The sequence below is a fragment of the Pseudenemella bisphenolivorans genome (assembly GCF_051133435.1).
Classification (GTDB): Bacteria; Actinomycetota; Actinomycetes; order Propionibacteriales; family Propionibacteriaceae; genus JAAYAO01.
On sequence record NZ_JBPGNY010000004.1, the window covers coordinates 404,063 to 427,835 of the forward strand.

Here is a 23,773-nt window from a genome sequence, read left to right on the forward strand (position 1 = left end):
TCCTTTCGGGTTGGGGGTGGCATGGGGATTTGCCGGGCGGGGGTCAGGGGTTGCGTCCGATCACCCGCACCCGGTCGCCGTCGCGGACGATGGCCACGGCTCCGTGTTGGTCGGTGCGGGCGATGGTCATGCGGTGTTCGGTCAGGGCTCGCAGCAGGCTGGGGGCAGGGTGGCCGTAGGAGTTGTCGGCGCCGACGCTGATCACCGCGATCGGCGCGTCGGCGGCCCTGATCAGGGCGGGGTCGAAATCTGCGGAGCCGTGGTGGGCGACCTTCAGGACGTCCACCTCGCGGGTACCGAGGTCGCGGGCCAGCCGGCGTTGGCCCTCGGCGGTCAGATCGCCGGTCAACAGCACCCGCACCCCATCCACCTCGATCAGTGCGCCGATCGAGGCGTCGTTCTCGGTGGAGGATTCCCCGTCCGAGGTGGCTGCGGCTTTCGGTACCCGGGTGGGGCCGAGCACCTCGACACGCACCTGGCCGATCTCGAACCGCTGCCCCGGTCTGCCGACGAGGATGCGCTCACCGAACTGGGCGTCCACCCGTACCGCCTCGTCGCGTGGTGAGGGCAGTGGCGAGACCAGCACCAGGTCGACCGGCATCCGGTTCACCACCTCGGTGGCGCCGACGTGATCGCTGTGGAAGTGGCTGAGCATCAGCAGTGGCACCCGGCGGGCACCGAGTTCGGACAAGCACTGTTGCAACAACAGGGGTTCTTCCCCGGTGTCGACGACCACGACCTGACCCGGCGCGGCCCGGATCGCCAGTGCGTCACCCTGCCCGACATCGCAGGCGACCACGAGCCAATTCGGTGGTGGCCACCCGGGTGGGGTCGGGCCGCGCAGTACCGCGATCACCAGTACCACCGCCATCGCGAGCATCACCCAGCGCCGCCGCAGCAGGGTCGTGATCAGGGGCGCGGACAGCGTGACCACCGCCACCAGCCAGACCAGTGCAGAGGTCGTGCCCTGGAAGGTGATCGCCGAGCCGGGGAAGCCGGCCCCGACCTCGGCGACCCAGATCACCACTTGGGCACACCACCCGGCCGCGAAGCCGAGCACCCCGGCCGGGGCCGGGTGCAACAGGCTCGCCCCGGCCGCACCGAACCCCAGCACGGTCGCCGGCCCGACCGCGGGCCCGGCCAGGGCGTTGGCCAGCAGGGCGACCAGGCTGATCTCACCCGAGATCGCGGTCACCACCGGCTGGGTGGCCAACTGGGCGGCCAGCGGTACCGCGATCGCCTCGGCCACGGGTCGGGGCAACCACCCGGCCAGCGCATCGGTCCACCCCCGCGCCCAGACGATGATTCCGGCGCTGGCTGTCACCGACAGCACGAAACCGATCGACCGCGACAACCAGGGGTCGATCAACACCAGGGTCAGTACCGCCACCGACAGGTGCCGCACTCCCCTGCGCGGTGCGCCGCGTCGGGGTGCGCCGACCACGCTGAGCGCTGCGACGGTAACCAGTCCCATGGCAGCGGCCCGCAGCACGCTCGGTTCGGTGCGGCACAGGGCCACGAAGATCGCCACCGCCAGCACCCCGACGACCTGCAGCCAGCGCCCCCGCACCCCGATCGCCCGGGCGCCGACGGTGAGGAACACCAGCAGGTAGGTCAGGTTGGCCCCCGACACAGCGGTCAGGTGGGTCAACCCGGTGCGCACGAAGTCCTCGCGCAGTTCATCCGGCATCGCACTGATGTCGCCCAGCACCAGAGCCGGCACAAGAGCGCGTTGGGCCGGCGGAGCATCCGCGACCGCATCACGCAGCCCACCGCGGACCCGTTCCACCAGTCGCAGGCCCGCGTCCGGCCCGGCCACAACCTGTACCTCGGTGGTGCGCAGCACCGCGGCCACGTCATCACCGCGATCGGCGGCCTCGACCTGCACCCTGGCCTGCACCACGGTGCCGACCGGCAGACCGACCAGCTCACGACTGCCTCGGCCGGTGACCACCAACACCACGGGGCTGCGCAGCCGCCGGTGTTCCTCGCCGACGGTCATCCGCACCACGGTGGCCCGGGCATGGGCGTAGGCGGCCTGCCCGCGCCCGGGTCTCGGATCGCCGGTGATCTCGGCCTGCACCAGGGCCCCACCGCCGCGGTCGGCCACCTGGGCGACCAGACCACTGTGTCGGTCGCTGTGCCGGGCCACCCCGAAGGCCAGGGCGGCCGCCAGTACCACCGCCACCGCCAGCAACAGCCAACTGCGTCGCACCCACGCCACCACCGCGATCACCGCCGCCAGCGCAACCACCGCGATCGCCCACCACCCGATGCCGCTGGTGGCGACCCACATCGCCAGCCAGGCCGCGGCGGCGATCGGAGCCAACCGATAGTCGCCCCCCGTATTTGCGGCTGCAGTGTCGACGGCTGCGGTCGGCGCGTCGGGGTTCACACCGTCACCAGTGGGGCCAGTTTTTCGAAGGTCTTCGGGCCGATTCCCGAGACCTCCCGAAGTTGGTCGACCTCGGTGAAGGGACCGTTCTCGGTGCGCCAGGCAACAATGCTGGTGGCGGTCACCGGGCCCACTCCCGGGAGGGTTTCCAACTGTTCGGGTGTCGCGGTGTTCAGATTCACCAACCCGTCGGCGGCACCCGGGTCGCCCGGGCTGGTGTCGGGTGCTGCAGCCGGGCCGGCCGGACGGATTTCACCGCCGGGATTGGCCGAACCGCCCACCATGATCTGGGCCCCGTCCGGCACCGGTGCGGCGAAGTTGAGGTCCCCCGGGTGGGCATCGTCGGTGAGACCACCCGCGGCCTCGACCGCGTCGGCCACCCGGGCACCCTCGGCCAGGGTGACCACTCCGGGCGCACCCACCGCCCCCAGGACATGAACCCGGATCACGACCGGTTCGGGTGTGGGCGTGGCCGGGGGTTCGGGGGTGGCGACGGGTTCGGGGGCGATGGTCTCGACCGGCACCGAGGCCACCTCACGGGCTCGGATCAGCCAGGCGCCGGTGATCAACAACCCGACCAGCAGCACCGCCGCAACCACCAACACGTGCCGCCGCTCGAAGCGCCCGCCCAGAGCCCGGGCCGGGGCAGGCTCGGAGTACTCGTCCAGGCGCGACTCGTGAGGGTAGCCGTCCGGTGTGGGTTCGGGCAGGTTCTCCCGAGAGTTTTCGGGCGGGCTGCCGCGCGGGTTGTCGGGCAGGCTGACGCGCGGGTCCGGTGTGCCGAGTTCGGCGCGTCTTTCGGCGACGATGCGTTGCAACCGGTCCCGAACCTGTGGGCTCATCGAGCGAGGGTGTGGTCCCATACCCAACACGGTGGTCCGCCGATCGGCGAAGTTCCCTCCCCGCGAGTTTCTGTGGAGAACTCTCGTCGGGACCTTGTGGAGTAAATCCGGCGGCTTGTGATGGGATATACGGATGGTCGTTGTCGGTGTTCCCCGCGAAGTCAAGAGTTACGAGGGCCGCGTGGCCGTCCAACCGGATCTGGTCGGCACGTTGTGTGCTCAGGGCCACCGGGTGCTGGTCGAATCGGATGCCGGAACCGACTCCCACCTCTTCGACGACGAGTACCGCGAGGCCGGTGCCGAGATCGTCACCGCCGCCGAAGCCTGGGGTGCCGACCTGGTGATGAAGGTCAAGGAACCCCAACCCGAGGAGTATCACTTCCTGCGCCCCGATCAGGTGCTCTTCACCTACCTGCACCTGGCCGCCGACCGCCCCTGCACCGAGGCCCTGTTGGCCGCCGGCACCACGTCGCTGGCCTACGAAGAGGTGGTCGACGCCGACGGCGGTCTGCCCCTGCTCGCGCCGATGAGCCGCATCGCCGGTCGTTTGGCCACCCAGGTCGGCGCCGAAACCCTGCTGGCACCGCACGGCGGACGCGGCGTCCTGCTGGGCGCGGTGCCCGGCTCCGGCGCCTCCCATGTGGTGGTCTTCGGTGCCGGCATGAGCGGCTCGGAGGCCGCCGAGGTCGCCGTCGGACTGGGCGCCGATGTAACCGTCTTCGACAAATCCCAGGCCGCCCTGGACCGGCTGTCGGAGCGCTTGGGCGGTCGCGGCCGGATGGTGCTGTCGACCCCCGAGGCGGTTGCCGAGGCACTGCTCAACGCCGAACTGGTGATCGGCGCGGTGCTGGTGCGTGGCGCCCGGGCACCGATCGTGGTGACCAGCGAGATGGTCGAGACGATGCCGACCGGTTCGGTGCTGGTCGACATCGCGGTCGACCAGGGGGGCTGCTTCGCCGACACCCGTCCGACCACCCTGGACGATCCGGTCTACCGGGTCGGTTCATCACTGTTCTATTGCGTGTCCAATATGCCCGCCGCGGTACCGCGCACCTCCACCGAAGCCCTCACCCACGCCACCGGACCGTACGTGTTGAAGGTCGCCGAGGCTCTCTGCGAGCCGAATCCCGATCTGCTCACTCTGCCGGGATTGACCACCTCGGGCGGCAAGCTGTACTCCCCCGGCGTGGCCGAGGCCCACGGCATGGAGCTGGCCGAACGGCGCTGAACCCCACCGTCCGGCCCGTCGCGACGAACCGGTTACTTGCCGGGGACGATGCTGACCAGCTTGGGAGCCCGGACGATCACCTTGACGACCTCACGGCCGGCCAGAGTCCGCTGCACACCCTCGTCGGCCAGCGCGAGCGCCTCCAGCTCGGCATCGGCGATGTCGGGGGGCACCTGCAACTTGGCGCGCACCTTGCCCTGCACCTGCACCACGCAGGTGACCTCGTCGGCCACCAACAGGGCTTCGTCCACCGCGGGCCAGCCGGCATCGGCCACCGAGGGCTGATGCCCCAGCAGCTCCCACATGTCCTCGGCGACGTAGGGGGCGGCCAGGCTCAGCACGATCGCCAGGGCCTCCACCGCCTCGCGCACCGCCGGGTCGGCCGGGCCGGGCTCACCGTCGATCGCCTTGCGGGCGGCATTGGCCAACTCCATTGCTCGGGCGATCACCACGTTGAAGCGTTGTGAATCCAGCAGTTGCTTCGACTCGTGCAAGGTCCGGTGGGTGACCTGGCGCAGTGCCTTCGAACCGCCGCTGGGGTCGGTGCCGGGTTCGCTGGTGACATCGGCGGCCAACCGGAAGGCCCGCTGCAGGAACCGCAGGGAGCTCGCCGGGGACAGGTCGGCCCAGTCGATGTCCTCCTCGGGAGGCCCGGCGAAGACCATCGTCAGCCGGATCGCATCCACCCCGTAGTTGTCGATCTGCTCACCCAGGTCGACCCCGTTGCCCAGCGATTTGCTCATCGCCTTGCCCTCGTTGATCACCTGGCCCTGGTTCAGCAGGGCACGCATCGGCTCGGTGAATGACACCAGACCCATGTCATGCAGCACCTTGGTGAAGAACCGCATGTACAGCAGGTGCAGAATCGCGTGCTCCACACCGCCGACGTATTGGGCCACCGGCATCCACCGGGCCACCGCCTCGGGGTCGAAGGGCCCCTCGGTGTGGTTCGGCGAGCAGTAGCGGAAGAAATACCAGGACGAATCGACGAAGGTGTCCATCGTGTCGGTGTCGCGCATGCCCGGGCCGCCACAGGCCGGGCAGGTGGTGTTCACCCAGTCGGTGGCCGAGGCCAACGGCGAGGTGCCCTTCGGCGACAGCGCGGCACCGCGCAGGTCGGGCAGTTCCACCGGCAACTGGTCATCCGGCACCGGCACCTCACCACAGTCGGCGCAGTGCACGATCGGAATCGGGCAGCCCCAGAACCGCTGCCGGCTCAGCAGCCAGTCCCGCAGTCGGAAGCTCACCGCCGCCTCGGCCAGCCCCTCACCGGCCAGCTTCTCGGTGATCACCCGAACACCCTCGGCGGTGTCGGTCAGCCCATTCAGCGGGCCGGAGTTGACGTAGGTGCCGTCGCCGGGAGTGGCCACCCCGGTCTCGTTCGGGTCGGCCTCACCGGTATCGACCACCACCCGCACCGGCAGGTCGTGTGCCCGAGCGAATTCCAGGTCGCGCTGATCATGGGCCGGTACCGCCATCACCGCACCGGTGCCGTAATCGGCCAGCACATAGTCGGCCGCCCAGATCGGCAGCTTCTCGCCGTTGACCGGGTTGATCGCGTACCTGCCCAGGAAGACCCCGGTCTTGGGGCGTTCGGTGGACTGGCGTTCGATCTCGGTGGCCTGCTTGGTCTTCTCCACGTAGGCCTCGAACTCGGCCCGCTGCTCGTCGGCGCACAGTTCATCGGCCAGTGCCGACTCGGGTGCCACCACGAAGAAGGTGGCCCCGTACAGGGTGTCGGGACGGGTGGTGAACACCCGCACCGGCTCGCCGCGTCCCTCGATCTCGAAATCGACGTGGGCGCCCTCGGAGCGGCCGATCCAGTTGCGCTGCATGGCCAGCACCCGGTCGGGCCAATTCCCCTCCAACTCGGCCATGTCGTCCAACAGCCGCTGGGCGTACTCGGTGATTCGGAAGTACCACTGGGTGAGCTGTCGCTTGGTCACCGCCGCGCCACAACGCTCACAGGCACCCTGGACGACCTGTTCGTTGGCCAACACGGTCTGGTCGTTGGGGCACCAGTTGACGAAGCTGGCCTTGCGGTAGGCCAGCCCGCGTTCGGCGAACCGCAGGAACAACCACTGGGTCCAGCGGTAGTACTCCGGGTCGGAGGTGTGCAGCCGGGTCGACCAGTCCAGGCTCAGGCCGTAACGCTTGAACGAGGTGGCCTGAGTCTCGATGTTGGCGTAGGTCCAATCGGCCGGGTGGGCATCGCGCTTGATCGCGGCGTTCTCGGCCGGCAGCCCGAAGGAGTCCCAACCGATCGGGTGCAGCACGTCATAGCCCAACTGCCGCCAATAGCGGGCCACCACATCGCCCATCACGAAGGCCTCGGCATGGCCCATGTGCAGGTCACCCGACGGGTAGGGGAACATGTCCAGGACGTAGCGGCGTTCCTTGGACCCGTCGTCGAGCGGCGCAAACGTGTGCTGCTCGGCCCAGAACGCCTGCCAGCGTTCCTGGGCGGCCACGGCATCGTAACGGCGCTCGCTCGTCTCGGTCACGGTTCCTTCTTTCCTTGGATTCCCAACGGCTGACTTTAGCTCACCGCATCATCCCGCCAGGACTCGTGGACGTCCGGCCACCCCTCCCAGGTTCGGGGGTCGGCCGCGCTGCGCGCCAACATGGTCAGGTAGGTCACCATCTCGTCATCGGGTGACAACCATTCGGCGCGTTCCAGACACACCTGCATCAACGCCCCGTGCCCCGACATCCAGGCCGCCATCGCCAGCAGGCACAACGGCCCGGTGGCGATCTCGTCGGGGGTGACATCGACCACCTGCTGCCACAGCGGCACATGGCCTGCGGCATTGCGGCGGTTGATCGAGAGCCTGGCGTGTTCGCGCACGAAGGGGTCGTCGACCAGGGCGGCCGCCAGCAGCCGCGACTGCAGGGATACTTCGACCGGGGTTCCGAGATATTCCCGGATCAGTTCGTGCAGCAGACTCATCTGCTCGGGAACGGTCAGGTGGGCGTTGAACTGTTCGGTGCTGGCCATCACCGAACAGATCTCGTCGGTGACCCGGTTCGGGCCGGCCACGGTGTCGGCCAGTTCGTCACGGCTGTCCAGGATCGGGCGTCCGGCCAGCGCCCCGGCCCCGGGGACATCGTTCTCGGGAAGGGCCGTGCCCGGGTCGTCCGGGCCCTGCCAGTAGTGCCGGTGGTCGGTGACCAGCAGGTGCACCGGCACCTCACCCAGGCCGGTGTCGACCTGATCGAGCAGACCCCACAGGTCACCGGGGGTGTCGGTGTACCCGATCAACACGACCTCGTCGGCATCGTGACGGTCGGCCAGATCGGCGCATTGCCGGGCCACCTCGATCGCCACCTCCCCGGTGTGGGGCAGGTCGAAGCGGGCGGCCATCGCCATCGTGCGGTCGCTGATCACAACCAGGACGAGGGAATCGTGGGGTCTGAACCCCAACATCAGCGGGATCACCCGACAGAAGTCGGGGTAGGAGGTGATTCGGACGGGCGGGTGGGCATTCGAAGAAGTGGGCATACCCCTTACGGTGGGCCGCCGCCGACCGTTCTTCCCCCGACACCGGCGCCTTGTGGAGAACGCTCACTCGGCTGCCGGCGGGTTGTGGATACCTACTTCTTCTTGCCCGAGGTCTTCTTCGACGCCTTCTTGGCCTTCTTGCCGACCGGCGCGGTGGTGCCGCGCTCCTGCCAACTGATCTCCACCTCGGCGGCGACCCTGTCCTTGGGCAGCGAATCCTCGCGCACCATCTTCACCGCCCGCAGCGCCAACCGGGCGATATCGTCCTGCGGCACGTGCACGGTGGTCAGGTCGTAGTCCTCCGAACCGCCGGCGTCGTAGGCCCCGATGATGCTCAACTCTCCCGGGATGTCGATGCCGCGGGCCCGGGCCTCCTGCACTGCACCGATCGCCAGCGCGTCGATCTCGCCGACGATCGCGGTGATGTTCGGATGCTGGTCGAGCAATTCGGCCGCCAGTTCGCGGCCCACCTCACGGGTCGGCGCTTGGGCACCCACCCGGTGCACGGTGATGCCCGAGGTGGCTTCGTTGAATCCCTTGGATTGCTGGTTGGTGGCCACCACATCGGTGCCGACCTCGATCAGGCCGACCTCGGTGTGCCCGTTGTCGACCAGCCATTCGCCGACCATCGCACCGATCCGGCTGTACGGGATCCTCACCAGGGGCAGGTCGAGCTGGCTCTCCTCGGCGATCAGCACCACGTAGTGACCGCTGGCAACCATCGACTTGACCCGCTGGTGCAGGCGCTCGTTGTCGGTGCTCATCGGGGCACCACCGTCGGCGAAGATCACCGTGCCGGTGCGATGCCCCTGCAGGGTGGTCACCCCACGGATGGTTTGCTCGACGTCGGTGCCGGTGGTGATCGTGGTCAGCAGGTAGCCGTAGGGGTCGAGCAGCTTGTGCAGGTGCTCCAAAAAGGTGTTCACCAGGGGGCCCAGGTAGGGCACCAATACCCCGACGGTCATCGGATTGCCCTGCAACAGGCCCCGGGCCTGGGCATTGGGCACGTAATCGAGTTCGGCCGCGGCGGCCAGCACGCGTTCGCGCAACTCCTCGCGGACCGGATAGTCGCTTCGCGAAATCACGCGGGAGGCGGTGGCCAAGGACACCCCGGCACGTTCGGCAACAGCTTTCAGATTCACTGACACATCGCCACTTTAGTCAACCTTTGCCGCCGCATAGGAATCGCACCGCTGAGTAGCGGTGTCCCGCACCGCGGATCGGGTGGCCAACCCTGCCCACCGACACCGGGATACCTCGCCTGGGCTTGGGCTCCGGGGGCTGCCCTTACCGGGACATGAGGTTCGGCGCGCAGGGGGTTACGATGGGCCGCGCTGTCCCCGACCGAAGGTTGTGCCTTGAGTCCCTCTCACCCCGATGACAACGCGATCAACGACGAGATCGACGAGAACGCGATCAACCCGGATCCGGACCGTCCGGCCCATTACGACCCGGTCGACCGCAAGGACAACCCTCGCTACTGGCTGACCCGGCTGCTGAAGGGCATCGCGGTGGGCATCGGCTTCATCCTGCCGGGACTGTCCGGCGGTGTGTTGGCGGTGATCTTCAAGATCTACGACCCGATGATCCGGTTCCTGGCCAACGTGCGCCACAAGTTCGTGAAAAACGTGCTGTTCTTCATCCCCGTCGGCATCGGCGGCCTGATCGGCGTGGTGCTGTTCTCCTATGTGGTGGAGGCGGCCTTCGGCAAATACGCCGCCCAGTTCGTCTGTTTGTTCATCGGCTTCGTGATCGGCACCTTCCCGTCGCTGTACCGGCAGGCCGGGGAACAGGGCCGCCGTCCGGTGCACATGGTGATTCTGGGCATCGCCGCGGTGGCGATCTTCGCGGTGATGCAGTTGGGCAGCCAGGTGCTGGTCGACCTGCCGCCGAGCATCCCCGCCTGGTTGATGTCGGGTGCGCTGATCGGGCTGGGCGTGATCGTGCCGGGGATGAGCCCGTCGAACTTCCTGATCTACTTCGGCCTCTACGACAAGATGGCCGCCGGCATCACCAGCGGTAATCTGACGGTGATCATCCCGCTGTTCCTCGGCCTGGTGGCGTGCATCCTGGTCTTCGCCAAACTGGCCAACTGGCTGTTCGACAAGTACTACGCCGGCATGTACCACTTCATTCTCGGCATGGTGGTCGGCTCGTCGCTGGCGATCTTCCCCACCCACGTCTTCCCGGCCTTCACCTCCACGGGCCTGGCCAACAGTGGGCTGAGCCTGCCGGCCGCGGTCGGGTTCGCCCTGGCCCTGCTGGTGGTCGGTGCCATCGCGTCGTACCTGTTCAGCAAGGTCGAAGACCGCTACAGCGACCAGCGCGCCGCCATCGAAGCCGGCCACTGAGCCCGGTGGCGACCACAGATGGCTGAAACCTCACCCCACCAACGGTGACATTGCGCTCAAGGGCAAGAAACCGCGCTTTCGGGTGAGGTTTCAGCCACTCGGTCAGGCGACCCGCAGTCGGCGGTTGCCCTTGACCGCGTCGAGGTAGAGCCCTTCGAAGGCGTCGAGGGTGTTGTCGATGTCGTGGGCCCGCACGATCTCGGCGCTCTGGCTCCCCATCCGGCGGCGCAGGGTCGCATCCTGCAGCAGCGTGGCGAGCCGGTCGGTCAGTTCGGCGACGTCACCGGGGGTGTACAGCCAGCCGTTGCGGCCGTTGTGCACCAGGTGCGGCAGCGCCATCGCGTTGGCGGCGATCACCGGCTTGCCGGCCGACATCGCCTCCAGGGTGACCAGCGACTGCAGTTCGGCGACCCCCGGCATCACGAAAACGTCGCAGCGGGCGTAGGCGGCGAGCAGTTCCTTCTCGTCGACGAAACCGTGGAAGATCACCCGATCCCCCAGCCCGGCGGCCTGGGTCTTCCAGCGTTCGCGCAGGGTGCCGTCGCCGACGATCTCCAGCCGGGCGTTGATGCCGGGGGGCAGATCGGCGAAGGCGTCGATGAGTTCGTTGACCCGCTTCTCCTGGTCGAGTCGGCCGACGAAGAGCACGTTCAGGGTGTCATCGGAGTCGGTGCCACTGCTGGCTCGCGAGTACTTCTCGGCGTCGATCCCGCACGAGATCGGCAGGGCCCGGGTGATGCCGGCCTGGGTGCGCAACAGTTCCACCGCGCGAGGGGTGGGGGCGGTGATGATCTGGGCCCGGCCGAACACCCGCGCCAGGTCGCGCCAGGCCAGCTTGGCGGCCCACTGCTGGGCGCGGCGCGGCACCCGCACCTGGTCGACCAGGTTCTCGGGCATGAAGTGGTTGGTCGCCACCAGCGGGAAGCCCTGTTTGTGGGCCTCGATGGTGAGGAAACGGCCGACCAGGAAGTGGGCCTGCGGGTGCACCACATCGGGCTGCAGGGCACGCAGCAGAGCGGCGATCTCGGGACGGGCGTGCCAGGGCATGCAGATCCGGAAGTTCTCGTGCAGCGGCCACGGCACCGACTTCACCCGATGCACCGTGACCCCGTCTTCCTGGGTCTCGACGCCCATCGGGCCGGTGTGGGAGGGGCACACGATGTGTACCTGGTGGCCGCGACCCTGAAGCCCGCCGGCGAGCCGCTGGGTGAACTGGGCGGCGCCGTTGACGTCAGGGGGGTAGGTGTCGCTACCGAGCAGGATTTTCACTGGTTTTCCTTTCACACAACCGGCACGGTGCCGGGTCTTGCCGAACGCATCCGACGAGCTTCGGGGTGATGACGGGACAACAACACGACCCCGGCAGCAGCCACCAGGCCGACCACCGCCATCGTGATGGTGACGGGGACGGTCAACAAACCGCCCTCGCCGAGAATCAGGACGCCGAACACGACCGCCACCAGGGGGTCGATCACGTTCAACACGCCGAGCACCACCTCGGCGGGTCCGGCCGCGTAGGCCTGTTGGTGGAACCAGGCCCCGGCGGTCCACGACAGCAGCATCAGTACCGCGTAGAGAACCAGTGGGCCCCAGCCGGCCTCGCGGTGCCACAGCAGGGTGAGCATCCGCAGCAGGGCCGAGCCGAGACCGAAGCCGGCGGCCGCCGCAGCCGCCCAGGCCAGGCATTGATCGCGGGCGGGTCGCACCAGGGCGATCACCACGCAGCCGATCATCAGCACGGAGAGCACCCCCAGACCCCAGGGGGCCCGGGCGCTGTTCACCGCGTGTTTGGCCGAATCGTGGGTGACCGACAGGAAAACGAAGGTGGTGATGCCCGCAACGGTGATCAGCGCGAATCCGAGCAACCGGCGCGAGGGGCGGCGCCGGTTGAGTCGGGCTGCGAACAGCACCGCGAGCGGCACGGCCAGCACGCCGACGGGTTGGATGATCGACACCGGCGCCAGGGTCAGGCCCACGATGTGCAGGGCGGCACCGGCACCCACCAGGGCGGTGCCGACCAGCCAGCCGCGGCTGTTGATCAACAACCAGAGTCGACGCGGGTTGAGCAGGCGTCCTTCGTCGGGTTGGGCGCGATCCAGCGACTGCCCGATGGCTCGATGTTGCAAGGTGGCGGCCCATGCGAAACACACCGCCGCGATCACCGCGACGGTGACCGCCACCGCGGTCAACATGTGGCCTGCCCGAACATCAACATCACGGCAACTCAACCACGGGGAAGGGGCCTCGGTAATCGGGGAGCACGCTGAGTCGACCCCGATTCGACCCCGGACGGGCACTCATCATGCAACGCGATCCCCCGGGGCATCCCAGGTCACACATTGCGCGAAGGAGCGCGACCGGTATCCGGTGTCGAACCACGAGACCAGACTATGGGGACTTCCGTGGGTCGCAGCCACCGTCTCCCGGGAGGCGATGTAGCGGTAGAAGTCGACGGCTTCGCCGTGGTGCGGCCCGAACCCGAGGTTGTCGCCGCCGGCCCCGAGGAAAACGCCCGAGAAACAGTTGGCCTGCAGTTCCAACCGTCGGCTCAGAGCGGCCAACTCGGGCCCGGAGGCGGCCGCGCGCAGCTCGACGTATTCGTCGAAGATGCCGGCCCGTTGCTGCAGATGGTGACCGAACTCGTGGCTCATCACGATCCAGTACCCCATCGGCGAGCGGGCGTAGCCGTTCGGATCCTCATCCGAATCGAGCCGCACGTAGATCGTTTCGTCACTGGAACAGTAGAAGGCGGGAAAGTTGCGGGCCGAGATCACCCCGCAGGGGGTTTCCACGTCGGTGCTGAAGGTGGCGACCCCGGGGACGGTCAGGGTCAGGTCGGCCTGCTCCATCATCGGTCGGTGGGTGCGCACCAAACAGTCGACGATCTCGCGCAGGTGGCCGGCCAGGTCGGGGTTGGGCAGCGGCGGGGCGGGCCTGGGGGTATCGGGGCAATCGACCGCGCCGGGGTCCCAGGTGATCCGGTAGATCGGGCTGGTGCTGCGCGCCGGGCCGCGTCGGTCCCCCGCCTCCTGACCGTCGGGGGTCGGGCTCGGGGTGGGGGTCGGCGTCGAACCCGGATCGGCGGCGGTGTCGGTGTCGCGCGGCCCGTCACCGGTGCCGGTCAGCGTCCCGATGCCGACCATCAGCCCCAGCACCCCGAGCGCGATCGCGAGCGTCAGGGCCAGCCGCGGCAGCAGGGGTCGACGGGAGCGAACCGGCCGGGACTCGGCCCGGGTTCGCTCCTCGATCTCGGGGTGGCCGGGAAAGCGGGTCACTAGCTCACTTGGTCGTCGGGGGCACTCCAGGTATTGCACCGGGCGAAGGCATTCCATTCCACGTCATAGCCGCGTTCGAACCAGGCCACCATGTTCTCGCCCGAGGCGTAGCCGCGCCCACCGTTGAACCGGTAGAAGTTGCGGGTCGCGTTGACGTTGTCGTCATACTTCAGGCTGACCCGGGTGGCACCGAGGAAAACGCCGGAGAAGCAGGTCGCCTGCGCCTCCAGGCGGCGGGAGAGTGCATCCTTCTCCTCGGCGTTTGCCCCCGACAGGGCCTGGCTGTATTCGTCGAAGATGCCGGTCACTGCTTGCAGGTGGTGGCCGAACTCGTGGGTGGCCAGAATCCAGTACCCCATGTTCGAGCGGGCGTATCCGTTGGGATTCTCATCGGAGTCGTAGCGCACGTAGAGGGTCTGGTCACCGGAGCAGTAGAACGCCGGGTTCTGATTGCTGATCGTGCCGCACGGGGTGCTCTGGGTGTCGGCGTAGGCGACGACCTTGGGGGATGTGATCGTGATGCCCTGTTCGGCCAGGGCGGGCTTGTGCACCTCGGTGATGCAGTCCATCACGTCTTGCAGGTGGCCGGCCAGTTGCTCGTCCGGCAGGGGTGGTTCGGGCAGCTTGGTGGGGCTGCAGGCCTGCGACCCGTTGGCCCACATCACGTTGTACAGCCGGGTGTCGGTCATCCCGTTGCCGGAATAGCCGGTCTCGGGCTTGCCGTCGGTACCCTCCGGCGCACTCGGCTTGGTCTCGGTGGGTTCACTCGGGGTCGGGGACGGCTCGGTGGTGGTCGCCTCGGCCGTCGGCTCCGGTGGCGGCGGGGCCTGGCTGGCCGGCGAAGCTTCGGTCGGCTCGGGAGTCGACACCGGTTCGGCGGTATCGGCTCCCCCACTGCGGCCGATCATCAGGACCGCCCCGATCACCAGCGCCAACACCACGACCGCGGCGATGACCGCCAGCGGCCACCGGGCGGGCCGAGGTGCCGGCGGTCGCGGAGGTTGCTGCGCCGGTACTCCGTAGGGGTGGGTCATGGTGAGCCTCGCTTGTGTCACTGGTCGCCGCACAGTCTGCCAACTACCGGTGCCACACGAGAAGTCATCGACTCATCCGGGCGGCGGATCCTCGAATCCAACGGCAGTCGGACGCCGACGTGCACCACCATCGGGGACAATGGCAGGTATGAATCCTCGTCGTCCGGTTCCAGATGCCCGGGTTCGGCTGCAGCAGCGCATCGGCGATGCCGAGCGCAATGTCGCGGCCGAACAGTTGTCGACCCACTTCGCGGCCGGCCGCATCACCAACGAGGAATTCGACCACCGTCTGTCCAAGGTGATGGCGGCCCGAACCACCGAGGATCTGTGGCGACAACTGTCGGATCTGCCGACCCTGCGGCTGTCGCCGAAACCGACCACGGTGATGCAGACCCCCGAACGCAGGTGGGGCGGCATCGACACGGCCGCGGTGGTGGTGATCTTCCTGACCATGCTGATGGCCGGGCCGATCCTGTTGTCCTTCTACGGTTTCGGGAGCGTCTTCGCCGCGATGGTGGTCGGCGTGCTCGGAGCCATCGGCGGCGCGGCTTTCACGCTGACCCTGACCCGTCATCACCAGCGGGCGGTGGAGCGTCGCTCCCGCCAGATCCGTGAGTTGGGCCAGGGCGGCGGCCACCGCATGCTGCCCTGAGACGGCGGTTCAGGCGGCCTCGGCGAGGAGTTCGTACAGGGTGGTGCGCTGCACCACCGGACGTCCGATGCCGGCACCGATCTCGGCCAACTCGGCCACCGTCTTGGCCGAGCCGTGTTCCGAACCGGCCATCCGGGAGATGGTCTCCTCCATCAGGGTGCCGCCCAGGTCGTTGGCGCCACCGGTGAGCATCATCCGGGTGCCCTCGATGCCGAGTTTGACCCACGAGGTCTGAATGTTGGCGATCCGGCCGTGCAGCATCACCCGGGCCAGGGCGTGCACCCCCCGGTTGTCGCGCAGGGTGGGGCCCGGACGCGACAGGCCGGCGAGGTAGACCGGGGCGTTGGTGTGCACGAACGGCAGTGGCACGAACTCGGTGAAGCCGCCGGTGCGGTCCTGTACCCCGATCAGGGTGCGCAGGTGGGCGACCCAGTGGTCGGGCCGGTCGACATGGCCGTACATCATCGTCGAACTGGACGGCAGGCCGAGGCGGTGGGCGGTCTCGACCACCTCGATCCACTGGCTGGTGGGCAATTTGCCCTTGGTCAGCACCCAGCGGACGTCGTCGTCGAGGATCTCGGCGGCGGTGCCGGGAATCGAGTCCAGGCCGGCCTCGCGCAGTTCGGTCAGCCAGGCCTCGATCGTCACACCCTCCTTGGCCGCGGCGGAGGCCACTTCCATCGGCGAGAAGGCGTGCACGTGCATGCCGGGGGCGGCCTGTTTCACCGCCCGGACGATCCGGGCCAGGTCACCGGCGCGCAGGTCGGGTGAGATACCACCCTGCATGCACACCTCGGTGGCGCCGAGCCGTTGCGCCTCGGCGGCCCGCTCAGCAACCTCGTCCACCGACAGGGTGAAGGCGTCGGCGTCGGTCTTGCGTTGGGCGAAGGCGCAGAACCGGCAGCCGACGTAACAGACGTTGGTGAAATTGATGTTGCGGTTCACCACATAGCTGACCGGGTCGCCGACCACCTCGCGGCGCAGCCCGTCGGCCAGGGCCGCGAAGGCGTCCAAGTCGCCACCGTCACTGGTGACCAGGGCCAGGTAGTCGGCATCGGACAGGCCGGCCGGGTCGGCTTCGGCGCGGCGCAGCGCTGCCCGCGCCTCGTTGGGCAACACCACCTGGGCCGCTCGGGCCGGGTCGAGCCGCTCGGCCACCGCATCCCAGTCGCCGTAGACCTCGGCGAAGTCGGAGCGCCGGTCATCGGTGCGTCCGGCGTGATCGATGTCGGTGTTCAGGTCGGTGCGTCCGGTATTGGCGTCCAGGCCGCCGTCGGGTTCCTGCCAGGAGATGCCGGACGGTCGGGCCCCGACCGCGGCCAGGCCGGTCTCGGGGTCGACCAGGGCGCGCACATGGGGGTGCAGGCGCGGGTCGATCCAGGCCTCGTCGCGGTGCAGGGCACCGAGGACGTAACGCGGGTGGGCGGTGAGCCGCTCCACCAGTTCCAGGCCGGAGGCGGCGGTGGCGGCGGCCAGGTCGTCGATATTGGGCCAGGGCCGTTCGGGGTTGACGTGGTCGAGGGTGACCGGGGACACCCCACCCCAGTCGTCCACCCCGGCGGCGAGCAGCCGGGAGATCTCGTCGGGATCGGAGAGATTCGGCGGCGCCTGAATGGTCACCGAAGGGCCGAGCAGCAGTCGGGCCACGGCGATGGTGGCCAGGTACTCCTCAGCACCCAGGTCGTCGGCGGCACGCATCGCGGTGTCGTCCTTGGCGCGGAAGTTCTGCACGATGCATTCCTGCACGTGACCGTATTCGCGGGCGACCTTGCGGATCGCCAGGATCGAATCGACCCGGTCGGCCGGGGTTTCGCCGATCCCGACCAGGATGCCGGTGGTGAACGGGACGCCGACCCGTCCGGCGTCCTCGAGCACCCGCAGCCGCACGGCCGGGTCCTTGTCGGGCGAACCCTTGTGGGCGCCGTTCTCGAAGACCTCCATCGAGGTGGTCTCCAGCATCATGCCCATCGACGGCGCCACCGGACGGAGCCGCTGCAGGTCACTCCAACTCATCACCCCGGGGTTGAGGTGCGGCAACAACCCGGTTTCCTCCAACACCCGGATCGCCATCGCCCGGACGTAGCTCAAGGTGTCGTCGTAGCCGTGTGCGTCCAGCCATTCCCGGGCGGCGGGCCAGCGGTCCTCGGGGCGGTCACCGAGGGTGAACAGGGCCTCCTTGCAACCGGCCGCGGCCCCGTCCCGGGCGATCTGCAGCACCTCGTCGGGCGACAGGAAGGGTGCCGGGAGTTTGTGCGGGGCGGTGGCGAAGGTGCAGTAGTGGCAGCGATCGCGGCAGAGCCGGGTCAGCGGAATGAAGACCTTGCGCGAGTAGGTGACCTGTCCGGCGCGTCCGGCGGCGACCATCGCGGCATCGCGCACCCGGGTGGCCGATTCGCACAGCGTCACCAAGTCGTCCCCGCGGGCGGCCAGCAGGATCTCGGCCTCGGCCCGGTCCAGGGCTTTGCCGTCGCGGGCTCGGGCCAGGGCCCGGCGCATTCCGGGGATCGTCGTGCTCATATCGGCACTGTATGTCAGGGCTGGGAATCGTCCGCGTCGTCGTCCACCGCACCGGGACCGGCCAGAGCCAGGACGGCGGCGGCCAGATCGCTGTCGACCACCAGCGTGTCGAAAATGCCGGTGCGGATCCCGCCCAGCACTCCCCCGGCTTTCTCCTGGCCGGCGGCGATTCCCACCACGGTGCCGATCCCGCGGAGTTCGTCGATGGTCAGCCCGATCACCCGCTCGGAGGTGGGCGGGCCCAGCGGGGTGCCGTCGAGGTCGTAGAAGCGGCCGTTGATGTCGCCGACGGGTTCGGCGGCCAGCACCCGGGCCAGTTCGTCCTCGTCGAGCTTCATCGCGTCCAGCAGTTTCTTCGAACTCTGCACCCCGAAGCTGCCGATGCCGACGAAGGCCAGGTCGGCCGAAGCCGCGCGAATCAGGGCGGCGCGCACGGTCGATTCGGCCATCATCGCCTGCGCGGTGATCGCTGATTCGACCACCGCGGGGGCGTCGAAACGTTCGGCGGTGATCCGGCAGCGTTCGGCGACGATCTGCAGGTTGCTGTTGCCGGAGCGTCCGGTGTCGAGTTGCGGCATGCCGCCGACCAGTTGCACCACCACCGCACCGGGACGCAGCGCCTGGTGCGGCAGGGATTCGATCAGTTGGCTGATGGTGTGTCCCCAACTGAAGCCGATCACCTGGGCCGAGGCGGCCATCCGGGTGAACACCTGGGCGCCGAGTTCGGCGACCACACCGAGGTGGCTGTCCCCGGAGCCGACATCGGCCACCAGGACCTCGTTCAACCCGAAGGTGCGGCGCATCGCGGTTTCGAGTTCGTGGTGTCGGGTGAGGGTGGTATCGCCCACGATGCGCACCTCGACGATGCCGGCCTGTCGGGCCTTGGTCAGGATCCGCGAGACGCTGGAGCGTGACATGCCGAGCCGGCGCGCGATCTGGCCCTGATCGAGGTCTTCCAGGTAGTACATCCTGGCGGCGTCGATCAGCACCTGTTGGTCACGCTTCGCGGGCATTTCTTTCCTCACGGGCAGGGATATCCCCCAGTGTCTCAGAAAGAAGCACCGGGGCTCGGAGTCCAGCCGAACTCCGAGCCCCGGTGTTCATGATTCAGCCCAGGACGCCGTTGGCGACCAACGCGTCCTGCAGGCGGCGCATCGCCACCAGGGGACGGGTTTCGTCGATCTCGACGTCGTCGTAGGTGACCAGTTCACCGGCGGCGATGTCCCGCACGAGCTTGCACCCGGCGATCAGACCGATCGGCAGCGCGTTCTTGGCGCGGGCCTCGTCGGCGTCGATCGTCCAGCCGTGCACGTGGTGCCCGCCCATGCCTTCGAGGGTGATGCCGGCCTTCAGGTCGAACTTGGCCCGGCTGGCCACCTCGGAGCGCACGTACACCGACTGGAAGTCGGCACGGCGTTCCAGGATCGCCTCACCGATCGACAGTTGAGCCTCGATAGAGGCCAGGTGGTAGGGCCGGTAGAGGGCGTAGTAGGGGCCCTTGCCGAGCTTGAGGTAGTCGAGTTCGTGGGTGACCACGTCCGACTCCGACTTCACGATCGCGAACACCCCGGGGGCGACGTTGCCGGTGACGTATTCGACCACCGGGCCCTTGTCGCCGTCGAGGATGCCGCCGTCGGCCTTCGGGATCAGCTTGGTGGCGAGTTCGTCGATATCGCACTCCACCCCGTGCATGCCGCCGACCTCGACCGGGAACCCGGTGGCATTCGACAGCGCAGCCATTTCGAGCTGGGTCTTGGTGCCGTCGGTGAACTCGCAGAGCATCCGCGGGTTCATGTTCTTGGCCTTGGCTTCCTCCTCGACATCCTCCGGGACGTCGGTGGGCCGGTTCGGGTTGTTCTTGCCCTTGCCGGCGCACACCACGGTGAGGCCGAGGTCTTCGGCGTATTCGACCAGCTTCAGGGCCTCGACCGGCTCGTCACCGCGGCAGACCGTGTAGATCGAGTTGCCGGCGTTGGCCATGCTCGACAGCAGCACCCCGACGGTGATGTCGGCCTCGACCGTCATCAGCGCGACGTCCTTCTGGTGGGTGATGCAGGTGTAGGCGATCTGGGCGGCGATCTCGGGCACGCCGGAGACCTCCACCACGATGTCGACCGGCAGGTCGGGCATCTTGAGACCGTCGGTGATGGCCACGGCCTTGCCTTCGCGCACCGCTGCCGCGGCGGCGTCCAGGTCGTCACCGGCGACGACGATGTCGTCGCGTCCGGCATTGCGCAGTGCCTGTTCGGCCTTTTCGATCACGATGTCGGCGACGGCGGCGACCGTCAGCCCGGGGGCGCGGCAGATCTGGGCGATCAGGCCCGAGCCCATCTGCCCGGCGCCGACCACGCCGACATAGACCGGACGGCCGAGTTCGGCCTGACGTTGCAACAGACCCTTGGAGTAGCCCATGGGATACTTCCCTTCATTGCATGTGGGCGCTGGCCCACGGGTGGGTGGGATTCAGGACGACTGCTCCGCGCGCACGGACGTCTTCGTCCGGCGTGGGGTGTCGGCTCGGGCGACAGCCGGCTTCACCTGGGCCACCGCCATTTCCACGGCGTGTTTGAACTGCTTGCCGTTGACACGGTCGGCCGCGGTGTCGACCGGTCCGAGCAGTTGGGGACGGGGGCGGAAACGGGAGAACACGGTGGCGCCGACCATCGCGGTGGCCCAGGTGATCTCACGGGTGGCGGCGTCGACGATCAGGATGACGACCGCACCTCCCAGCGGGGATCGTCCCTGGCCCGAGGCCAGCACATCGTGGGCTCCCCTTGACTGGGCCATCGCCTCGTTGAGGTGCTTGTTGTACGCGCATTGCTGCAGGAAGGTCATCGCCACCCCGATCAGCAGCGCAGCGCCCAGAATCGCGGGAAAGACCCAGTTTCCGCCCATTGGTCAGCCCTCGATGGTGATCGTTGCGCCGACCGCGGGGGCCACCGGATCGGGGCCGGAGGCCTTGACCGCGCCGGGCAGCAGGTCCTGGTCGGGCTGGTTGATGTACAGCACGATGTGTCCGAGGTCGGCGAGGTTGGTGTTGGCGCGGTCGCCGATCTCGTCCACGACATAGCGCAGATCGCCGATCACGAAGGTGTCGCCGGCCTTGACCTCGCGGGCGATCTCGCTCGCATCGCTGTGCACGACCGAAACGTCGGCCAGGGCATCGGGAACCGGTTCGCCGAACAGGATGTACAGACCGGCGTCGATCATGTCGCCGGCCTCGTTGCCGACGCGGGTGACGGTGGTGGACCAGATGGTTGTCATGGGAGTTCCTTTCGTGGGTGCGTCCGGCTCGCACCGGACGCACCCCACAGCTCAGACCAGCAGGAAGGACACCGCGTAGGCGATGGCGACCGCCACCGGTGCGGTCAGCAGGCGGGTGAACAGCACGGCGGGCACACCCACCGAGACCGTCTCGGGCTTGGCCTCACCCAGGGAGAGACCGACCGGGACGAAGTCACAACCCACCTGACCGTTGATCGCGAACAGGGTGGGCAGGGCGTACTGCACCGGCAGTGCCCCCATCCCGATCTGGGTGCCCATCAGCACGCCGACCACCTGGGCGATCGCCGCACCGGGGCCGAGAATCGGTGACAGGAAGGGCAGACCGGTGATGAAGCCCAGCAGGAGCAGGCCCAGCGGGTTGCTGGCCAGCGGGCTGACCCAGTTGGCCAGTACCTGCGAGACGCCGGTGTAGTTCACCACACCGATCAGCAGGGCCACGTAGGCCATGAACGGCAGCACGGTCTGCAGGATCAACTGCAGTGCCTGACGTCCCGAGGCGAGCAGGGTGTTGATCACGTAGCCGATGAAGTTGCCGAACTTCACCACCAGGCCCATGAAGCCCTTGGAACCGCCCACGGCGCGTTCCGGCTTCGCAGCGGGGTCGGTGGTCGCGGGCTCGGCGGCGTCCGGGTCGACCGCGTTGTCGGGGTCGCCGGCGGTTTCCTCGGTGGTGGCCGGGGCATCGGCCGCGGCGACGTTCTTGACGCTGACGTCGGAGACGAAGATGTCGTCGGTGATGAACTGCGCCAGGGGGCCGGACGGCTCACCCGGGTAGACATCGACGGTGGGGATGCGCTTCTTCGGGTAGACCCCGATCCGCGCGGTGCCACCGCAGTTGATCACCACCGCGGCCACTTCTTCGTCGGCGATGTGGTTGGTGAACCCGTCGACGGCTTCGGCACCGGTGATCTCGGCCATCTTCTGGGCGACCGGGTGGATTCCGCCGCCGGTGACCGAGAGGATGATGTGCTTCTTCTCGGTCGGGGTGATGGTCAGCCCGGAGCCCCAGCCGCCGGGGCCCTTGGTGACGCGTACGGACTTGAAGCTCATGCCGAGACACCTCCCTGGATGTGTCCGGCCGCGTAGTCGGCGTCGAACTTCTTGAAGGTGGCGGAGTGGCCGCCGCGCACGATCAGGTAGGCGGTCATCCACTGGGTGGCCATGCCACGGATCAGGATGACGACCAGACCGGTCAGCAGGTACAGAATCGCCAGGGTCGGGTACTTGTCCGGGGCGGCGGTCATCACACCGGCCGAGACGCCCGCCCAGACGAAGATCTCACCGGCGTTGGCGTGCGGGAACAACGACGTGATCGGGTGTACGAACGACACCGCGGAGTCGTAGAAGGCCGGCTTGTAGCGTTCGGGCAGGAAGCGCCCGAAGGTGTAGGCCATCGGGTTGGTCAGCATCAGCACGGCCAGGAAGGGCATCAGGGTGTAGCGGGTGATGGCCCAGCGGCCGGCCCAGCGGACGGCCCGGGTGACGCGTTCCTCACCGATCCAGGTGGTGATCGCGTACATGAAGGTCAACATGACCATCAACAGGGGAAGGATGCCGGTCACCAGACCGGTGAATGTTTCGGCGGCGGCCTGGAACAAGCCGATGAAATGTTCGGCGAACCAGGTGATGCCGCGCATCACAGGGTTTTGATCCATGGGGACTCCTTGCGTGGGTGAGGTGGCCTCGTTGCCAGGTCACGCCTCACGTTGGGGAGGGGTGGGATTCGCAGCGGCGATGCCCTCTTCGCCGGATACTCCTCTCTTCCTCTTTCGTGTCGGCCGCCCGCATCCGGCGGTGCGGCCGCGCATGGGGTGCTTCGTTGTCGGTTCAGTGGTCGGATTCGAGTTGGGTCACGAGTGCGTCCAAAGCGGCCTCGGCCCCGTCCCCGTCCGCGGTCAGGGTCACCACCTGCCCCTGCTTCACGCCCAGGCCGAGAACGGCCAGGATCGAGTCGGCGGGCACCGGGTCCTTGCCCTCGGTGGCGATCGTCACCTGCACCCCGGAGTCCTTGACCGCCTTGACGAACTCGGCGGCGGGACGGGCGTGCAGACCTTCGGGGGCGGCGATCGTGGCGTCTCGGGTGGACATCTGGTGGGGCCTCCTATCGGCCGGTTCTGGTGGTGATTGTTTCCGGGGTGGGTAGCGGTTTGTTGTGCGGACTATTCGCCGATCACCACGACCTGGCAACGGCGTTTGCGTTCCCGGGCGCGGTCGAAGTCGACGAAGAAGATGTAGCCGGTGACCCCGAGGGCCAGTTCCCCGTCGGTGACGGCGAAGACCTGGCTGGAGCCGAGCAGGCTGGCCTTCTGGTGGGCGTCGGCGTTGAACAGTTGGGTGCGGTCGCCGCCGGGCAGGTAGCTGTCGGCGTCGGGCCACGACTCGACCTCGCGGAAGTGCTCCTCACCGGGGTAGCGGTAGCCGTGGGCCGGCGGGAAGTCGGTCTGATCGGGGACGATCTTGCCGAGGATGTCGTTCAGGTCGGCCTGCAGGTAGTCCGACCCGTCCTCGACCGTGTCGTGGGCGAATTCGTCGAAGTACACCGAGCAGGTGGTGTGCGGTGAGATCACCGCGACGATGCCATTGGTGATCTTCGACTCGGTGATCGCCTCGCGAACCTGCGGGGTGACGTCGATGAAGCTCGGGGTGCCCCCGTGTGAGGTGAGCGAGAACGTGCGCTGATGGACGGTCATCG

General features: G+C 68.2%; 21 protein-coding genes. 3 read left to right on the plus strand and 18 right to left on the minus strand.

The window, feature by feature from the left end:
• Window positions 1-43: 43 nt before the first annotated feature.
• A complete protein-coding gene (locus ACR4XW_RS12025; RefSeq protein WP_434760796.1) occupies window positions 44-2,395 on the minus strand; it encodes a ComEC/Rec2 family competence protein in 2,352 nt (783 codons plus the stop codon).
• Window positions 2,392-3,237 carry a ComEA family DNA-binding protein gene (locus ACR4XW_RS12030; RefSeq protein ID WP_434760797.1) on the minus strand — a complete coding sequence of 282 codons (846 nt, stop codon included), beginning with the start codon at window positions 3,235-3,237 and terminating at the stop codon, window positions 2,392-2,394. Before ACR4XW_RS12030 ends, ACR4XW_RS12025 begins: the two co-directional genes overlap by 4 nt.
• A gap of 133 nt (window positions 3,238-3,370) precedes the next feature.
• Here ACR4XW_RS12030 and ald point away from each other — a divergent pair, with 133 nt between their 5' ends.
• Window positions 3,371-4,465, plus strand: a complete 1,095-nt coding sequence (gene ald, locus ACR4XW_RS12035; RefSeq protein ID WP_434760798.1) for an alanine dehydrogenase — start codon at window positions 3,371-3,373, stop codon at window positions 4,463-4,465.
• A 32-nt stretch (window positions 4,466-4,497) separates the two neighbouring features.
• Here ald and leuS read toward each other — a convergent pair whose 3' ends face one another.
• The 3 genes from leuS to ACR4XW_RS12050 form a co-directional block, all read right to left on the minus strand.
• Window positions 4,498-6,969 carry a leucine--tRNA ligase gene (gene leuS, locus ACR4XW_RS12040; protein ID WP_434760799.1) on the minus strand — a complete coding sequence of 824 codons (2,472 nt, stop codon included), beginning with the start codon at window positions 6,967-6,969 and terminating at the stop codon, window positions 4,498-4,500.
• A 35-nt stretch (window positions 6,970-7,004) separates the two neighbouring features.
• Window positions 7,005-7,967 (minus strand): DUF4192 domain-containing protein, encoded by a 963-nt coding sequence (locus ACR4XW_RS12045; protein ID WP_434760800.1) that lies wholly within the window; start codon window positions 7,965-7,967, stop codon window positions 7,005-7,007.
• A gap of 92 nt (window positions 7,968-8,059) precedes the next feature.
• Window positions 8,060-9,115: a LacI family DNA-binding transcriptional regulator gene (locus ACR4XW_RS12050; RefSeq protein ID WP_434760801.1), complete on the minus strand. Its 1,056-nt coding sequence runs from the start codon at window positions 9,113-9,115 to the stop codon at window positions 8,060-8,062.
• A gap of 210 nt (window positions 9,116-9,325) precedes the next feature.
• Between ACR4XW_RS12050 and ACR4XW_RS12055 the strand changes: the two genes are divergently transcribed.
• Window positions 9,326-10,318, plus strand: coding sequence for a DUF368 domain-containing protein (locus tag ACR4XW_RS12055; RefSeq protein ID WP_434760802.1), 993 nt, complete (start codon window positions 9,326-9,328; stop codon window positions 10,316-10,318).
• 102 nt (window positions 10,319-10,420) lie between these two features.
• Here ACR4XW_RS12055 and ACR4XW_RS12060 read toward each other — a convergent pair whose 3' ends face one another.
• From ACR4XW_RS12060 to ACR4XW_RS12075, 4 genes are all read right to left on the minus strand, one after another.
• Window positions 10,421-11,587 carry a glycosyltransferase gene (locus tag ACR4XW_RS12060; protein WP_434760803.1) on the minus strand — a complete coding sequence of 389 codons (1,167 nt, stop codon included), beginning with the start codon at window positions 11,585-11,587 and terminating at the stop codon, window positions 10,421-10,423.
• Between the two features lie 11 nt (window positions 11,588-11,598).
• Window positions 11,599-12,510 (minus strand): hypothetical protein, encoded by a 912-nt coding sequence (locus tag ACR4XW_RS12065; protein ID WP_434760804.1) that lies wholly within the window; start codon window positions 12,508-12,510, stop codon window positions 11,599-11,601.
• 108 nt (window positions 12,511-12,618) lie between these two features.
• Window positions 12,619-13,593, minus strand: coding sequence for a neutral zinc metallopeptidase (locus ACR4XW_RS12070; protein ID WP_434760805.1), 975 nt, complete (start codon window positions 13,591-13,593; stop codon window positions 12,619-12,621).
• Window positions 13,593-14,627 carry a neutral zinc metallopeptidase gene (locus ACR4XW_RS12075; protein ID WP_434760806.1) on the minus strand — a complete coding sequence of 345 codons (1,035 nt, stop codon included), beginning with the start codon at window positions 14,625-14,627 and terminating at the stop codon, window positions 13,593-13,595. The genes ACR4XW_RS12070 and ACR4XW_RS12075 overlap by 1 nt, the downstream gene beginning before the upstream one ends.
• Window positions 14,628-14,775: 148 nt before the next feature.
• On the opposite strand from ACR4XW_RS12075, the gene ACR4XW_RS12080 reads away from it, so the two are divergent.
• The gene (locus tag ACR4XW_RS12080) at window positions 14,776-15,279 is read left to right on the plus strand and encodes a DUF1707 SHOCT-like domain-containing protein (RefSeq protein WP_434760807.1); all 504 of its coding nucleotides are present in this window, start codon (window positions 14,776-14,778) and stop codon (window positions 15,277-15,279) included.
• 9 nt (window positions 15,280-15,288) lie between these two features.
• Here ACR4XW_RS12080 and ACR4XW_RS12085 read toward each other — a convergent pair whose 3' ends face one another.
• The 9 genes from ACR4XW_RS12085 to ACR4XW_RS12125 all read right to left on the minus strand — a co-directional run bounded on the left by ACR4XW_RS12085 (window position 15,289) and on the right by ACR4XW_RS12125 (window position 23,771).
• Complete coding sequence (locus ACR4XW_RS12085) at window positions 15,289-17,796, minus strand: bifunctional FO biosynthesis protein CofGH (RefSeq protein WP_434760808.1); 2,508 nt, start codon at window positions 17,794-17,796, stop codon at window positions 15,289-15,291.
• Window positions 17,797-17,810: 14 nt separating this feature from the next.
• Window positions 17,811-18,809 carry a sugar-binding transcriptional regulator gene (locus ACR4XW_RS12090; protein WP_434760809.1) on the minus strand — a complete coding sequence of 333 codons (999 nt, stop codon included), beginning with the start codon at window positions 18,807-18,809 and terminating at the stop codon, window positions 17,811-17,813.
• 94 nt (window positions 18,810-18,903) lie between these two features.
• On the minus strand, window positions 18,904-20,208 hold the full coding sequence (locus ACR4XW_RS12095; RefSeq protein WP_434760810.1) for an NAD(P)H-dependent oxidoreductase: 1,305 nt from the start codon (window positions 20,206-20,208) through the stop codon (window positions 18,904-18,906).
• A 51-nt stretch (window positions 20,209-20,259) separates the two neighbouring features.
• A complete protein-coding gene (locus ACR4XW_RS12100; RefSeq protein ID WP_434760811.1) occupies window positions 20,260-20,691 on the minus strand; it encodes a transcriptional regulator GutM in 432 nt (143 codons plus the stop codon).
• Window positions 20,692-20,694: 3 nt separating this feature from the next.
• Window positions 20,695-21,060, minus strand: a complete 366-nt coding sequence (locus tag ACR4XW_RS12105; protein WP_434760812.1) for a PTS glucitol/sorbitol transporter subunit IIA — start codon at window positions 21,058-21,060, stop codon at window positions 20,695-20,697.
• A gap of 51 nt (window positions 21,061-21,111) precedes the next feature.
• Complete coding sequence (gene srlE, locus ACR4XW_RS12110; protein ID WP_434760813.1) at window positions 21,112-22,131, minus strand: PTS glucitol/sorbitol transporter subunit IIB; 1,020 nt, start codon at window positions 22,129-22,131, stop codon at window positions 21,112-21,114.
• Window positions 22,128-22,736, minus strand: a complete 609-nt coding sequence (srlA, locus tag ACR4XW_RS12115) for a PTS glucitol/sorbitol transporter subunit IIC (RefSeq protein WP_434760814.1) — start codon at window positions 22,734-22,736, stop codon at window positions 22,128-22,130. The genes srlE and srlA overlap by 4 nt, the downstream gene beginning before the upstream one ends.
• A 172-nt stretch (window positions 22,737-22,908) precedes the next feature.
• Complete coding sequence (locus ACR4XW_RS12120; protein ID WP_434760815.1) at window positions 22,909-23,169, minus strand: HPr family phosphocarrier protein; 261 nt, start codon at window positions 23,167-23,169, stop codon at window positions 22,909-22,911.
• Window positions 23,170-23,240: 71 nt separating this feature from the next.
• Window positions 23,241-23,771, minus strand: coding sequence for a YjbQ family protein (locus ACR4XW_RS12125; protein ID WP_434760816.1), 531 nt, complete (start codon window positions 23,769-23,771; stop codon window positions 23,241-23,243).
• Between the last annotated feature and the right edge of the window lie 2 nt (window positions 23,772-23,773).

Bases quoted from the DNA above. Each gene is read 5' to 3' on its own strand.
- ACR4XW_RS12095 (WP_434760810.1), bottom strand. From the start codon at position 20,208: ATGGGCTACTCCAAGGGTCTGTTGCAACGTCAGGCCGAACTCGGCCGT.
- ACR4XW_RS12075 (WP_434760806.1), bottom strand. From the start codon at position 14,627: ATGACCCACCCCTACGGAGTACCGGCGCAGCAACCTCCGCGACCGCCG.
- srlA (WP_434760814.1), bottom strand. From the start codon at position 22,736: ATGGATCAAAACCCTGTGATGCGCGGCATCACCTGGTTCGCCGAACAT.
- ACR4XW_RS12065 (WP_434760804.1), bottom strand. From the start codon at position 12,510: ATGTTGACCGCGGTGGCGGTCACCGTCGCGGTGATCGCGGCGGTGTGT.
- srlE (WP_434760813.1), bottom strand. From the start codon at position 22,131: ATGAGCTTCAAGTCCGTACGCGTCACCAAGGGCCCCGGCGGCTGGGGC.
- ACR4XW_RS12045 (WP_434760800.1), bottom strand. From the start codon at position 7,967: ATGCCCACTTCTTCGAATGCCCACCCGCCCGTCCGAATCACCTCCTAC.
- ald (WP_434760798.1), top strand. From the start codon at position 3,371: ATGGTCGTTGTCGGTGTTCCCCGCGAAGTCAAGAGTTACGAGGGCCGC.
- ACR4XW_RS12100 (WP_434760811.1), bottom strand. From the start codon at position 20,691: ATGGGCGGAAACTGGGTCTTTCCCGCGATTCTGGGCGCTGCGCTGCTG.
- ACR4XW_RS12080 (WP_434760807.1), top strand. From the start codon at position 14,776: ATGAATCCTCGTCGTCCGGTTCCAGATGCCCGGGTTCGGCTGCAGCAG.
- ACR4XW_RS12090 (WP_434760809.1), bottom strand. From the start codon at position 18,809: ATGCCCGCGAAGCGTGACCAACAGGTGCTGATCGACGCCGCCAGGATG.
- ACR4XW_RS12030 (WP_434760797.1), bottom strand. From the start codon at position 3,237: ATGAGCCCACAGGTTCGGGACCGGTTGCAACGCATCGTCGCCGAAAGA.
- ACR4XW_RS12120 (WP_434760815.1), bottom strand. From the start codon at position 23,169: ATGTCCACCCGAGACGCCACGATCGCCGCCCCCGAAGGTCTGCACGCC.
- ACR4XW_RS12125 (WP_434760816.1), bottom strand. From the start codon at position 23,771: ATGACCGTCCATCAGCGCACGTTCTCGCTCACCTCACACGGGGGCACC.
- ACR4XW_RS12085 (WP_434760808.1), bottom strand. From the start codon at position 17,796: ATGAGCACGACGATCCCCGGAATGCGCCGGGCCCTGGCCCGAGCCCGC.
- ACR4XW_RS12105 (WP_434760812.1), bottom strand. From the start codon at position 21,060: ATGACAACCATCTGGTCCACCACCGTCACCCGCGTCGGCAACGAGGCC.